Origin of the sequence: Chlorogloeopsis fritschii PCC 6912 (assembly GCF_000317285.1) — a bacterium.
GTDB lineage: Bacteria > Cyanobacteriota > Cyanobacteriia > Cyanobacteriales > Nostocaceae > Chlorogloeopsis > Chlorogloeopsis fritschii.
The window spans coordinates 330229-344413 of sequence record NZ_AJLN01000116.1 but is presented as its reverse complement, the minus strand read 5'-3'; the positions used below and the strand labels follow the sequence as shown (position 1 = coordinate 344413).

13 protein-coding genes are annotated in these 14185 nt (G+C 42.5%); 8 read left to right on the top strand and 5 right to left on the bottom strand.

Annotated features, from left to right (window positions below; genetic code table 11):
- Positions 1 to 105 precede the first annotated feature (105 nt).
- Positions 106 to 786 carry a Uma2 family endonuclease gene (locus UYC_RS0125440; RefSeq protein WP_016874475.1) on the top strand — a complete coding sequence of 227 codons (681 nt, stop codon included), beginning with the start codon at positions 106 to 108 and terminating at the stop codon, positions 784 to 786.
- Between the two features lie 88 nt (positions 787 to 874).
- Here UYC_RS0125440 and UYC_RS0125435 read toward each other — a convergent pair whose 3' ends face one another.
- From UYC_RS0125435 to UYC_RS0125420, 4 genes are all read right to left on the bottom strand, one after another.
- Positions 875 to 3256, bottom strand: coding sequence for a phosphoketolase family protein (locus tag UYC_RS0125435; protein WP_016874476.1), 2382 nt, complete (start codon positions 3254 to 3256; stop codon positions 875 to 877).
- Positions 3257 to 4217: 961 nt separating this feature from the next.
- Positions 4218 to 4886: a ribosome maturation factor RimM gene (gene rimM / locus UYC_RS0125430; protein ID WP_016874477.1), complete on the bottom strand. Its 669-nt coding sequence runs from the start codon at positions 4884 to 4886 to the stop codon at positions 4218 to 4220.
- Between the two features lie 43 nt (positions 4887 to 4929).
- Positions 4930 to 6213, bottom strand: a complete 1284-nt coding sequence (locus UYC_RS0125425; protein ID WP_016874478.1) for a valine--pyruvate transaminase — start codon at positions 6211 to 6213, stop codon at positions 4930 to 4932.
- A 38-nt stretch (positions 6214 to 6251) separates the two neighbouring features.
- A complete protein-coding gene (locus UYC_RS0125420; protein WP_016874479.1) occupies positions 6252 to 6476 on the bottom strand; it encodes a hypothetical protein in 225 nt (74 codons plus the stop codon).
- A 324-nt stretch (positions 6477 to 6800) separates the two neighbouring features.
- Between UYC_RS0125420 and UYC_RS0125415 the strand changes: the two genes are divergently transcribed.
- A complete protein-coding gene (locus tag UYC_RS0125415) occupies positions 6801 to 7913 on the top strand; it encodes an S-(hydroxymethyl)glutathione dehydrogenase/class III alcohol dehydrogenase (RefSeq protein ID WP_016874480.1) in 1113 nt (370 codons plus the stop codon).
- 336 nt (positions 7914 to 8249) lie between these two features.
- On the opposite strand, the gene UYC_RS0125410 is transcribed toward UYC_RS0125415, so the two are convergent.
- The gene (locus tag UYC_RS0125410) at positions 8250 to 9749 is read right to left on the bottom strand and encodes a hypothetical protein (RefSeq protein ID WP_016874481.1); all 1500 of its coding nucleotides are present in this window, start codon (positions 9747 to 9749) and stop codon (positions 8250 to 8252) included.
- Between the two features lie 302 nt (positions 9750 to 10051).
- Between UYC_RS0125410 and UYC_RS0125400 the strand changes: the two genes are divergently transcribed.
- The 6 genes from UYC_RS0125400 (at position 10052) to glgA (ending at position 14125) form a co-directional block, all read left to right on the top strand.
- Positions 10052 to 10414, top strand: a complete 363-nt coding sequence (locus UYC_RS0125400) for a Spx/MgsR family RNA polymerase-binding regulatory protein (RefSeq protein ID WP_016874483.1) — start codon at positions 10052 to 10054, stop codon at positions 10412 to 10414.
- A gap of 114 nt (positions 10415 to 10528) precedes the next feature.
- Positions 10529 to 11206: a class I SAM-dependent methyltransferase gene (locus UYC_RS0125395; protein ID WP_016874484.1), complete on the top strand. Its 678-nt coding sequence runs from the start codon at positions 10529 to 10531 to the stop codon at positions 11204 to 11206.
- Positions 11207 to 11376: 170 nt separating this feature from the next.
- On the top strand, positions 11377 to 11619 hold the full coding sequence (locus UYC_RS0125390; RefSeq protein ID WP_016874485.1) for a DUF433 domain-containing protein: 243 nt from the start codon (positions 11377 to 11379) through the stop codon (positions 11617 to 11619).
- A complete protein-coding gene (locus UYC_RS0125385; protein ID WP_016874486.1) occupies positions 11603 to 11977 on the top strand; it encodes a DUF5615 family PIN-like protein in 375 nt (124 codons plus the stop codon). Before UYC_RS0125390 ends, UYC_RS0125385 begins: the two co-directional genes overlap by 17 nt.
- A 67-nt stretch (positions 11978 to 12044) precedes the next feature.
- Complete coding sequence (locus tag UYC_RS0125380; protein ID WP_016874487.1) at positions 12045 to 12452, top strand: hypothetical protein; 408 nt, start codon at positions 12045 to 12047, stop codon at positions 12450 to 12452.
- Between the two features lie 194 nt (positions 12453 to 12646).
- Positions 12647 to 14125: a glycogen synthase GlgA gene (glgA, locus tag UYC_RS0125375; protein ID WP_016874488.1), complete on the top strand. Its 1479-nt coding sequence runs from the start codon at positions 12647 to 12649 to the stop codon at positions 14123 to 14125.
- Positions 14126 to 14185 lie beyond the last annotated feature (60 nt).

Genomic DNA, 14185 nt, shown 5'->3' with positions numbered 1-14185 from the left:
ATCAACAACGTACTTAAAATCCAGAGGCGGCTAATGAGTTTATTTAAGATTGTATCTAGCGATGGCTAAAATAAATCCATAACTACTTGATGCCGCAACAATTCTATGACTATTACTCAAGAATTAGGTTCTCAAGGAGGCATCTGCCAAGATGTTATTTTTCCACCTGGTGATTTATATAGTGATGAGCCTCCCTTGGAAAGCGAACTGCATCTACGACAAATAATTTTACTTTTGACATGTCTAGAATGGCTGTGGCGAGACAGAAATGATTTCTATGCTGCTGGAAATTTGACTATCTACTATAGTCCACGCCAACTGAAATCAGAACATTTCCGAGGGCCAGACTTTTTTGTAGTGCTGGGAACCGAACGTAAAACCCGTAAAAGTTGGGCGGTTTGGGAAGAAGATGGGAAATACCCTAATCTAATTCTAGAAATTCTTTCCGATTCAACAGCGAATACAGACAAAGGTTTAAAAAAAGAAATTTATCAAGATACTTTCCGCACGCCGGATTATTTTTGGTTTGACCCATACACATTAGAATTTGCAGGATTTCATTTAGTAGATGGAGAATATCAACCTCTGCAAGCATCGGAACAAGGATATTTGTGGAGTCATCAGCTAGGGTTATATTTGGGAGTTTATCAGGGATTATTGCGGTTTTTTACACCAGATGGGCAACTAGTAGCAACACCTGAAGAAACAGCACAACAAGCAGAACAAAAAGCGCAACGTTTGGCAGCGAAATTGCGGGAGTTAAATATCGACCCGGATACAATTTAGACTCAAGCAGTGTGCTAGAAATTCTATTTTTGATAAACCCAGCTTTTTCAAAAAGCCAGGTTTATTCCTAATGTCCTAGTTTTGCCATTTAATAGGGCCACTTCCAGTCACGAATTTCCGGCATATCTTCACCGTACTTGGCGATGTAGTGTTTGTGCTCAATGAGCTTATCATGGAGCATCTGCTTTACATAAGCTGCTTTATAACCCAACTTTGGTACTCTATCTATCACGTCATCTGCTAAATTAAAGCGGTCTAAGTCGTTTCTTACAACCATATCAAAGGGTGTGGTGGTGGTTCCCTCCTCTTTGTAGCCGCGCACGTGCAAGTTATTGTGGTTAGTACGGCGATAGGTAAGACGATGAATCAACCAGGGATAGCCATGAAAGGCAAAGATAATTGGTTTATCTGTAGTGAAAATACTATCAAAGTCTTTATCACTTAAACCGTGAGGATGTTCGCTCGGTGGTTGCAATACCATCAAATCGACTACATTTACTACCCTCACTTTCAAATCGGGGAAGTTCTGCCGCAAAATGTCTACTGCTGCCAAGGTTTCCAAAGTAGGAATATCGCCAGCACAAGCCATGACTACATCGGGTTCGCTACCTTGATCGTTACTTGCCCATTCCCAAATACCAATACCTTTGGTACAGTGCTTGATTGCTGCGTCCATGCCAAGGTACTGTAAAGCAGGTTGTTTTCCGGCAATGATGACGTTGACATAGTCACGACTTCTCAGACAATGGTCGGTTACTGACAACAGGCAATTGGCATCGGGGGGTAGATACACCCGAATCACGCCTGCTTTTTTATTGACAACAATATCAATAAAACCCGGATCTTGGTGAGAGAAGCCGTTGTGATCTTGCCGCCAAACGTGGGAAGTGAGCAGATAATTGAGGGAAGCAATTGGTCTGCGCCAGGGAATGTCACGGGAAGTATCCAGCCACTTGGCGTGCTGGTTAAACATTGAGTCTACGATGTGGATAAATGCTTCGTAGCAAGAAAAGAAGCCGTGACGACCTGTAAGGAGGTAGCCTTCTAACCATCCTTGGCAAGTGTTTTCACTGAGAATTTCCATGACTCGTCCATCGACAGACAAGTTTTCGTCTTCAGGGACAGTGTCGGCTACCCAAGTTCGATTGGTAACTTCAAATACAGCGTCTAAGCGATTGGATTTAGTTTCGTCCGGGCCAACAATCCGAAAATTACGGCTTTCTTGATTTAGTTTTAATACATCCCGTAGGAAGTTTCCCATTACCTTTGTAGCTTCGGCAACAACCTTACCTGATTCGGGAACATCCACAGCGTAATTTTGAAAGTCGGGCATTTTCAGATCGCGTAGTAAAATGCCACCATTGGCGTGGGGGTTATCACTCATGCGCCGTTGCCCTTTGGGGGCAAGTTCTGCCAGTTCAGGTTTGAGTTTGCCGTGCTCATCAAAAAGTTCTTCTGGCTTGTAACTTTTCATCCAATCCTCTAACAGTTTGAGGTGTTCTGGCTTACTTGCTAACTCGCCAAAGGGAACTTGGTGCGATCGCCAAAAATCTTCTGTTTTTTTCCCGTCTACTTCCTCTGGGCCTGTCCAGCCTTTAGGGCTTTTCATTATAATCATTGGCCATTGGGGGCGCTTGCGAAAGCCATGATTGCGGGCTTCTTCTTGAATATCTTTAATTTCTCTGATGATTGTATCTAATGTTGCCCCCATCAATTGGTGCATGGCTTCCGGATCAGAACCTTCAACGTAATAGGGCTTATAGCCATAACCAACAAACAAACTTTGCAATTCTTCGCGGCTCATCCGTGCTAACACGGTGGGATTGGCGATTTTATACCCGTTTAAGTGCAGGATGGGAAGAACTGCACCATCATGCACTGGATTAAGAAACTTGTTGGAATGCCAGCTAGTAGCTAAAGCACCAGTTTCTGCTTCGCCATCGCCAACAACACAGGCAACAATTAAGTCTGGATTATCAAAGGCAGCGCCATAAGCGTGGGATAACGAATAACCAAGTTCACCGCCTTCATGGATAGAACCGGGAACTTCAGGAGTGCAATGGCTGCCGATACCACTGGGGAAAGAGAACTGTTTGAACAGCCGTTTCATCCCTTCTTCGTCTTGGGAGACGTTAGGATAGTACTCACTGTACGTGCCTTCCAAGTATGTATTGGCAACTATACCAGGACCGCCATGGCCAGGCCCGGCAATATAAATCATGTTCAGATCATCTTTCTTAATGATCCGGTTGAGATGAACGTAGAGAAAGTTGAGTCCCGGAGTTGTTCCCCAATGCCCTAAAAGTCTAGGTTTGATATGTTCTATTTTCAGTGGCTCTTTCAGCAGGGGGTTGTCGAGGAGATAAATTTGTCCAACCGTTAAATAGTTAGCTGCGCGCCAGTAGGCGTTCATTTTGCGCAATTCTTCATCTGATAACGGTTTTGTTTGGGGAGGGCTTGCTAAAGTCATATCCAAACTCCATGACAATAATTCATTTTTATGAAAGTTTATTTACCTTCAGCATGAAGATCATCTTACTTGCGAAAAATTTTTCCTGGTATTTACCAGAAGTTGATGTTAGTAGTGGTTAAAGCAAATTAGTTATTTTTTGAAATTCAAAATAAGTATGTAGAGTGTTTTGAGAACCCTTATGAGAGGCTAGCAAATAAAATATTTACTTACGAGTATTTTTAATAATAATTTTAGCTAATTATCAAAAATTACATTAATTCTTATAAAATCTGTAAATATTTTTGATAGTTTAAATATAAAAATATAACTTTGGGTAGAAGTATAATTTCTGCTTATTATAAACATTGATTTACATTCAAATCAGCCAAATAAGTATCTTCTTGCTAAAGCTGGAGAAATAATCTAGACTTGCTTCTAATATTTGGCTGGGAAAACGGCTTTTTCTTGGCTTCATCTGATTCTAAGTTTTTCTTGCGGGCTACAAACTAATCCAACAACTTAAAGAAATAGTTAAAAGCTTCTTTCTCGTCATGAGTATATAATCGAATAATATTTATCCAATATTAACTGTTTATAATTTAATTTTTGATTGTAATTAAGACTAAAACTCTCGATAAAATTCAATTTATTTTTCGTCTTTTCTATCCTGGCAACTTGCATCATTCTCAGCGAGAGCCAGAATGCTTTAATTCTCGTTACCAGGTTGAACTTGGTAACGAGGGTGGTGGGCTGCCGCCTCCGGGCTGTTGCATAAGCGTGAAAAATATCAGTATCAATTAATTAAGTCAACATAAATACACTAAAAACAGATCCCCGACTTCTTAAAGAAGTCGGGGATCTAGAGCGCATTTTACATACAACTGTGGGTAAATAGTAGCACTCTTAAACGCACTAGGTAGCCGCCTTCTCTTAGAGTAAGAGTGCAGAGATTTGAGATAGAGAAATTCGTTAGGAATTATTAACTATTAATTTCCAACAAACCGTCAGGAGGAGTAATTTCAATACGACCAGTTTCTAAATCAACCACTGGGGCGATCGCTTTCACAAATGGAATCAAAACAGTCTTGGATTTTTTGATTTTCTCCCCTTCCTCTTTTTGATGCAACTCGACTTCCAACAAATCATTGCCAGCAGACAGAACATCTATCACCTTGCCAATCAATTGCCCAGTTTCCTGCATAAAAACTGGCAAACCAATTAAATCGAGAATATGATATTCATCTTCTGCTAACTGGGGGCGATCGCTTTGGGGCACTAACAACTTACAACCGCGCAATTCTTCTGCTTGATTACGATTTTCCACACCAGCTAAGGTGATGACGTACAAGTTTTTGCCTTCGATGTAACGCCCTGCCAGTAATTCTATCGGTTGTGGTTCAGTCTGCCCAGGATGCAACAACCAACGTTTACCTGGCACCTCAAATCTTTCTGGAAAATCCGAGTCTGGGTAAACTCGCAGTTCCCCACGCAAGCCTTGAGCTGCAACAATAGTGCCGATTTCTAACCAACTATCTAATTTGGAAGATGGGGAGGTGGGGAGATGGGGAGATGGGGAAAGGAGTTGTTTATTTTTACCCTTGTTCCTTTGCTTTCCCTGCTTCTGTTGCTTCCCTGTCTCCTGATTCATCTCCTTCTGCCTCCTGCCATCTGCCTACTGCCTTGCCTAGAGCTTAAACACTCACAGATGCACGCTGATAAACTTCTTCTGCCACCTTTGCCAAACGTTGCATTGCAGTTGCGATTTCCTCGTCAGTACCAGTGAGGCTTATCCGCAAACATTGCTGCTTGTGCTGCCACTCTTCCTGCAAACCTGGGAAGAAGGTGCTACCGGGTACAACAATCACACCCACTTGCTTGAGTTGTTGGTAAAATTCCCAGTCAGTGATTGGTAAATCTTGCAACCACAACCAAGCGAAAATGGCTCCTTCACCGCGATGCAAAAACCAAGGTAAATCTTTAGGCATGGTTGCATCTAAAGTACTTTCTAAAATTGTGAATTTATTTTGGTAGAAAGAACGAATCACGGTTTTGGAAATTTCTACCAAGGCACCAGAGTTAATAGCACGGGCAGCGATCGCTTGTCCGTAGCGTGATGGGTGAATGCACAAATTTGTTTGGAAGCACTCCAGCACGTGAATCAGATTTTCATCACCAATGGCAATACCGATGCGTTCTCCTGGTAATCCTACCTTCGATAGACTCATACAGTGAATAATATTGCCACCAAACACAGGCATCATTTCGGTAAAATTTAATGCCGGGAAAGGAGGCGCGTAGGCGGAGTCAACTAATACTGGCACATCATAAGGTGCAGCTAGGGCAGCGATTTTTTTCACTTCCTCATCGCTTAAGACATTACCCGTAGGATTGCTGGGGCGAGATAAAATTACACAACCCGTACTTTCTGTAATCGATAATTGGCTAAAGTCAGGACGATATTTGAATCTATGGGCAGTCGCGTCAATATCTAGAGTTGGTTTATAAGCAATTAAAGCTTCTGGAAATAAACAAACTCCACCGTAACCAGTGTAATCTGGGCTGAGAGGCAAAACAATTTGTTTGAGTTCACCGCTGTTAGTGTAACCACCAAAAGCATTGGCGGCATAAAAATAGAGGCTTTGGCTACCAGGGGTAACCAAGATATTGCGATCGCTTAAGTTTAAACCGTAGCGCTTGTTAAAATCATCGGCGATCGCTTCAATTAATGGTGCATAGCCTTGACTGGAACCGTAGCGGCAAACGACTTCACCGTATTCTGAGCTAGCTAGTAACTCTGCCGTACAATCTCGCCATAACTGTTCTACTTCAGGCAATATCAACGGATTACCAGCACTCAAATTAATAAATTGCTGCCCTGCACCCGCTCGCAATGTTTCGATAATATCTTTCATAATCGCTCTGACGCCCGTTAAGTTAGACATTTGAGCGCCAATTTTAGTCAGGGCAGGATTCATAAGCTATGCACAATACGAGCAATCGAATAGTCTATTAATTATAGAAGAATTTCCATCTTTTCACTTAGCAATAAGGCAGAGGGGCAGAGTGGAAGATTGAAAAACTGGAACTTCGAGATTAGAAGCTCAACTTCCACCTTCAGAAGCTCAACTTCCACCTTCAGAAGCTCAAACTTCACCTTCAAAAGCTCAAACTTCACCTTCAGAAGCTCAACTTCCACCTTCAAAAGCTCAACTTTCACCTTCAGAAGCTCAAACTTCACCTTCAAAGGGACTTCCAATTAAAAAAATGTCGAATTTGTGATACATCAAAAACTACATAATTGGATAATTTATTTTTTGTTACTCTTAAAAGCTCAATCCCCGTGTCTCCCTATCCCCTTGTCCCTTATTCTAATTTCCTTCTGCCTCTCCGCAGTCGCCTCAACGGAGGGGAACCTCCGCACGGCGCTGCTCTCTGCCGTCTGCCTTATTTCCCATCTTCGCTTTTAGCTTTATTTGCTAAAAAGTTACAAACAAGTCCACAATCAATAGCCTGCAATAAACTCAGATTAGCTGACTAAGCAAGCTAAACAGGAGACTTGACAGTGGAAGTTAAAGCAGCAGTAGCCTACGAACCAGGTAAACCATTGACTATTGAAAGCGTACAATTAGAAGGGCCAAAAGCTGGGGAAGTGCTGGTTGAAATTAAAGCCAGCGGAGTTTGCCATACGGATGCTTACACTCTTTCTGGTAAAGATCCAGAAGGTTTATTTCCAGCAATTTTAGGACACGAAGGTGCTGGTGTTGTAGTTGAGGTGGGGCAAGGTGTCACCAGTGTTAAACCTGGGGATCATGTGATTCCCCTGTATACTCCCGAATGTCGTCAGTGTGAATATTGTCTGAGCTTTAAAACTAATCTTTGCCAAGCTATCCGTGCTACTCAAGGGCGCGGTGTCATGCCCGATGGCACGAGTCGCTTTTCCATTGATGGCAAAAAGATTCTTCATTATATGGGAACTTCTACTTTTGCAAACTACACGGTACTGCCGGAAATTGCCGTCGCCAAAATTCGCGAAGATGCCCCTTTTGATAAAGTTTGTTACATTGGCTGCGGCGTAACAACGGGTATTGGTGCAGTCATAAATACAGCAAAAGTAGAACCGGAAGCAAATGTAGTAGTTTTTGGTTTGGGTGGCATCGGTTTGAATGTCATTCAAGGAGCGCGGATGGTAGGAGCAAATATGATTGTTGGGGTAGATATCAATCCTAAAAAACGCGCTTTAGCAGAAAAATTTGGCATGACGCACTTTGTTAACCCCAAAGAAGTTGAAGGCGATTTAGTTGCTTATTTAGTGGAGTTAACCAAAGGCGGTGCTGACTATAGTTTTGAATGCATTGGTAATGTCAAAATTATGCGCCAAGCCTTGGAATGCTGTCATAAAGGTTGGGGTGTGAGTGTGATTATTGGTGTTGCTGGAGCAGGCGAGGAAATTAGCACCCGTCCTTTTCAGCTTGTCACTGGGCGCGTTTGGAAAGGTTCGGCGTTTGGTGGTGCAAGGGGACGAACAGATGTACCGAAAATTGTTGATTGGTACATGGAAGGCAAGATTAACATTGACGATATGATTACCCATGTGATGCCGATTGAGCAGATTAATGATGCTTTTGATTTAATGCACAAGGGTGAATCGATTCGCAGTGTGGTGACGTTTAATTAAGTTGGTATCAAGAAAGAGATTTTCTGTGGAGGCTGGTAGTAAATAATCAACCACTAACTACTGTATAGGAGGGTTTAAAAGATAAATTACGTCTGATGTGAATTAAAATAACAAGCAAAAATCATATTTTAGAAATCGACCACAGATAAACACAGATGCACACGGATAATTTATCTGTGTTTATCTGTGTCCATCTGTGGTCGTTATCGCCTAAAAATTGGATACGGCAAGATTATCAGCAAAACCCACCGTTACCAACTACTGTACGGGCGGGTTTAAAAGAGAAATTGTCGATTTAACCGAAAAATAATCAATAAAACCCGCCCCTACTAACTCCTAACGATTTAACGCCGCTTCACCACGCTGATACAACTCTCGTGCATAATCAGTCCAAGTTCCTTGTCCCCAGTAGCGAAAACAACTAGTTTGCAACAATAAGTTATATAGCAAAGCTTCTTGGTAGTCAGGGCTTTGCGTTACTGAAGAATCTTGTTGCACCAAAGAGTCGTATTTTTTGTGAAACAGAACGCTAAGTTTTTTCATCGGATCTAAGACATTTTCATAGCCTTGCACCCAACTTAAATGATTTGTCCAAGAAGCACCATCCATATGAAATTGATAGTCGCTTGCTTTTAAATCAGCGATCGCTTTTTCTACAGCTTCTGGTGTAGCATGATCCGGATCGACTCGTTGCCAAATTTTGTGTTGAGAAATGGCTTGACACGTCGGATAATCTTCAGAATTAACACCAGCTGCTTCAATTAGTTCTAAATATTCTGTACCATTCAGTGCTACTACACCTGCATAATTGCCACCGCGATCGCGGATTTCGTGATACACCCGAAATAAATCGCGGGGATATTCATTCATCATCACGCCCCCATTTTCCCCATCGGCAATTTGGGTAACTAACGAAGGAACAGCCACATTACCAATTTGCTGCTTTCCTCTACCCTTTGCTTCAAAATAGGGTTGCATCTGCGCCACTAATTTTGTATCTGAACCCTGAGTTTTAATTAATGCTGTGATGCTGATAGTTTCACCGTGAGAATTGCGGGCAAGCAAACGGTTAGGAAGATATTTATCTTCGTGGCGTAAAGCAGAACCGTCGAGACGTTCAACAGAATGTTCTTGCACCATCAACCAGCGATAGCCACATTCTTTTAACGCTTTGATGTATTCAAATAAGCTATCGGGGTGATTGGGTAGGTGCATTTCTGGAGGAGAAAAGCCCTTGACGCGCTTGAGGGCATCGTAACCAAACATCGCTGCAAAATAATGTTGCCACGCTTGAATATGCAGTTTTAGATCGGGAATGGGAGTAGAAGGAACAACTGCATGGCTCCACATCGTTCCCAACCATTCCACATAAGGCTGATATTGGGGATCGCAGGTGATGCGCTTGAGATTGTTGAAGATATCATCCCTTCCCATTTGGCATAATCCCCAGAGTAAATTGCCCGAATAGTCGAGCATAATTCGAGGATTGCAACCTTGGGAAATCAATTCGGGAATAAATTCTCCCATGCGGCTGTAACACCAGGCAAAGGTTCCGGCGTTGTGGTTATCCCCTTCATGGGGATGTTCAAACATATACTGGAGATTACTGATGAGTTGACCGTTTGCACCTGCGGGAATAGTGGGTTGATGCATATGTAGAGCGCAAGCAAATCCCGCCGTGATGTTTTCCAAACGCAGATTAGTAGTAGTCAAAAATACTGGATTATTCTGTTGAACCACTGACTGAATTTCTGCTTCCCAACCACAAATATTAGGCAATCCCGATCTTGATTCCGTTAATACAGGTAAGTTGGGTGATGATGCTGTTGCAGTCATGAAAATTCCCTGTGAGCGATCGCCTTCATTTTGACTTAATTAGTGCGATCGTCCAGAGCGAGCGCAAGAATTATTAATTATGCTATTGCAACTTACAAAGCTTATTGAAAGAAAAAACCAGCAATCAAAAGCGGCACGAGCAGTAGAACAGACACAATTAACAGAAGAGTTCCCGGATCGATTTTAATTTCTGGATCGCGCATTTTCTCAGAAAATAGGTTACAGGTTACACAAGAGGAGTGGGGGAGGGGAAGAAGTATTTATAATATTACTCCTGTCCCCTGTCCTCTATCCCCTATACTATGTCAATTCAAGTTTACGGTATACCTAACTGCGGAACCTGCAAAAAAGCTTTCCAGTGGCTACAAGACAACGGTATTGATTATGAGTTTATTAATACCAAAGAAAAGCCGCCCAGTCGCCAGACAATCCAAAACTGGGTAAAATCTTTAGGTTCTCAGTCAATGCGAAACACCTCCGGACAATCTTACCGTGCCCTTGGTGATGAGAAGAAAACTTGGACTGATGAAGAGTGGATTGAGGCGTTTGCTAAAGATGCGATGCTTCTCAAACGTCCCCTTTTCGTTAAGGATGGTACGGCAGTAATGGTTGGCTTTAAAGATAAAGACGAAGCGATCCGAGAGAAATTCGGTTTGAAAGAATAATTTGATAGAACAATTTGGTGAGAGCGATCGCATCACAAATCAAGAGTAATCTACCCATCACGAGCATAGTAGTTACGTATAATTACTATTTAGCTAGTGAAAGAATTGACAAATATGGAACCACTCAGCGATGCCAAGATAGTAGACTCATGGCAAAAGAACGCGTTAACGTGGATAAGCGCAGTGCGTGAGGAACAGATTGAGAGTCGTAATTTAGTCACAAACCAGGCAATAATTGATGCTATTTTGAGTCGCTCACCCAACTCTGTTCTCGACATTGGTTGCGGTGAAGGCTGGCTTGCCCGCGAACTTACTGCCAAAGGAATCCACGTGATGGGAGTAGATGTGATTCCCACCCTGATTGAACAAGCCCAAGCAGCTGGTGGTGGCGATTTTTTTGTGGCTTCTTATGAGGAGATTGCTGAAGGCAAGCTCAGAGCCTCTGTTGATGTCGCGGTTTGTAACTTTGCGCTGTTTGGCAAGGAACCAGTCGAAGGATTGTTTAGAGTTGTACCATCGTTACTGAAACCCCGTGGTTTATTTATTGTCCAGACTTTGCACCCAGTAGTAGCGTGTGGTGATTCCCCATACCAGGAGGGTTGGCGACAAGGCTCATGGGCTGGATTCAGTTCTAATTTCACCGATCCGGCTCCTTGGTATTTCCGAACTTTAGAAAATTGGATCGAGCTTTTTGTTGTTAGTGGATTTCGGCTGATGGAGATGCACGAGCCGATTCATCCCAAAACTCAACAGCCCGCCTCGGTGATATTTATCGCAGAAGTAGCTGGTTAACTATGCGATCGCTACTTATGTACTGTATGGCAAAATATGCAGCAATTTCCTACATATTATTCCTAAAGAGCTTTTAACTGGAAAAAGTCGCTCTAATTGCTCAAAGGGGATATTAGAAAAAAGTTTCTATATAATAACGATGACTTTTGCAAGGAGATAGAGTTACTCTCATGAAATTAGATCGTATCACCAGCAATCCCAATCGTATGAATGGACAACCCTGCATTCGTAATCTTCGCCTCACTGTTCGCCGACTAATTGAGTTACTTGCTACTTATCCTAATCGAGAAGAACTACACCAAGAGTTCCCAGAAATAGAAGATGAAGACATTCGCCAAGCTCTGATTTTTGCATCCTCCTACTTAGACGATCGGATCGTCGAACTACCTGCAAATTATGAAACTGTTGCTTGATCAGGGATTACCACGCTCTACGGCAATACTACTACGTGAGTTAGGAATTGACACAATTCATATAGGTGAAATTGGGCTATCTGAAGCCGAAGATACAGAGATTATTAAAATGGCAAGAGAGGAAGGGCGTGTTGTTGTGACACTCGACGCAGACTTTCATACATTGTTAGCTCTTGATGAAGCAACTTTTCCCTCGGTTATTCGTATTCGTATTGAAAGGTTACGCGCCCCAGCATTGACTGAATTGCTGTTGAAAGTGATTGATGAATGTGAGGAAGAACTACAGCAGGGGGCGGCTGTGACGATCGAGCCAAGCCGAATTCGTATTCGTCGCTTACCGTTGTTGCCTGATGTTTAAAGTGCCTTCTGCCATCTGCCTCCTATTATGACAAGATGGGAAAAGTGTCTACCCTAATCATTGCCCGATGTCTTCTCACAACCCATCTTTAGATGCCACACTGCAACAACTACGGCAAGTACGACAAGCGCTACTCAGTCTTCACAAAGCTTTGCTGGAGTCTGAACGTGTTGGTTATGAACAATTTTACGGACGCATTAAATCCAAAGGGGAATTTTTTCAACTAGTGGTTGGGCATGAATGGTTTGATTGGCTACATCCTATTTCTCAATTTATTGTTCAAATTGATGAAGTTATGAGTAGCAAAGAACCCGTGACGATCAACCAAGCCAATCAGCTATTGGCAGAAGCACGAATGTTGCTCCAACCTTCAGAAGAAGGAACTACCATGCAAATACGTTACTATCAGGCAATCCAACGCGATCCTGATATTGCCTTTATGCATTCAGAAGTATCAAAATTGCTTGCACGGTAAATGATGATTAGCGATCGCACTTTTCCCTTCAAGCGATCGCAAAGTTTTTATTACACTTTTTATATTCTATGGATTGCACCGTTTTAATTTATACATAATTCCTGTATCATCCCACCAGTCGCTTGTCAATGAGTACATCTTTCATATAATGAATGAGAATATAAAAATAAAGTTTTGTTAAGCGAGGAGTAGGGATGTACATTGTACAGATTGCCTCGGAATGCGCTCCTGTGATTAAAGCTGGGGGTTTAGGGGATGTCGTTTACGGGCTGAGTCGTGAGTTGGAGACGCGGGGGCATTGCGTCGAGATTATTCTGCCAAAGTATGATTGTATGCGCTACGACCATATTTGGGGGCTTCATGATGCCTACTTAAATTTATGGGTGCCCTGGTATGGCGCTGCTATTCACTGTTCTGTTTACTGTGGTTGGGTACACGGACGAGTCTGTTTCTTCATTGAACCTCATTCTCAGGATAATTTCTTTAATCGGGGTTGCTATTACGGTTGTGATGATGACAATATGCGCTTTGCCTTCTTCAGTAAAGCCGCTTTAGAATTTTTGCTCAGAAGTAATAAGCGCCCTGATGTTATCCATTGCCATGACTGGCAGACTGGTTTAATACCACCCCTGCTGTTTGAAATTTATAAGTATCACGGCATGGAGTATCAACGAGTTTGCTACACCATTCACAACTTTAAACATCAAGGAATAGCTGGTGCTGATGCTCTGCGGGCGACAGGTTTAAACCAAGAAGCTTATTATTTCCAATATGATAAGCTGCGCGACAACTTCAACCCCTTTGCTTTGAACTTAATGAAAGGGGGCATAGTTTACGCCAACGCTATCACCACAGTTTCACCCAACCACGCTTGGGAAGCTCGTTACACGGATGTTGGTTGTGGTTTAGGTCATACCTTACATTTACATCAAGATAGATTCAGCGGGGTTCTCAACGGTATAGATTATGATTTTTGGAATCCCGAAGTCGATCGCTATATTCCTTGTAAATACACCAAAGAAACCTTTGAAGATAAAGCCAAAAATAAAAAAGCTTTAAGAGAAAGACTGTTGTTACGCGATGTTGATAAACCAATTGTTGCTTACATCGGTCGTTTAGATAATCAAAAAGGCGTTCACCTTGTTCACCACGCAATTTATTACGCTCTAGATCGGGGAGCGCAATTCGTATTATTGGGTTCTGCCACAGAACCTGGTATCAATGCTCACTTCCAGCACGAAAAGCGCTTTTTGAACGATAACCCCGATGTACATTTAGAACTGGGCTTCAACGAAGAATTATCCCACCTGATTTATGCAGGGGCAGATATGATTGTGGTTCCAAGTAACTACGAGCCTTGTGGGTTAACCCAGATGATTGGTTTGAAGTATGGTACTGTACCGATTGCCCGGGGTGTGGGTGGGCTGGTAAATACCGTGTTTGATCGCGACTACGACGAGAATGTCCCCCCAGAAAAACGTAATGGTTACGTATTCTACGATACTGATTATCTTGCGATTGAATCAGCAATGGATAGAGCGATTGGCTTGTGGCACTACTATCCGGATGAGTTCCAAAAACTAGCTCTTCAAGGTATGGAATATGACTATTCATGGAATAATCCAGGGGAAGAATACGTAAAAATTTACGATTGGATACGACACCACTGGTAAGGGTGTGAACATCTAGTTTTGATTGCAAGCGATCGCCTCTCATTAAGATGGCGATCGCTT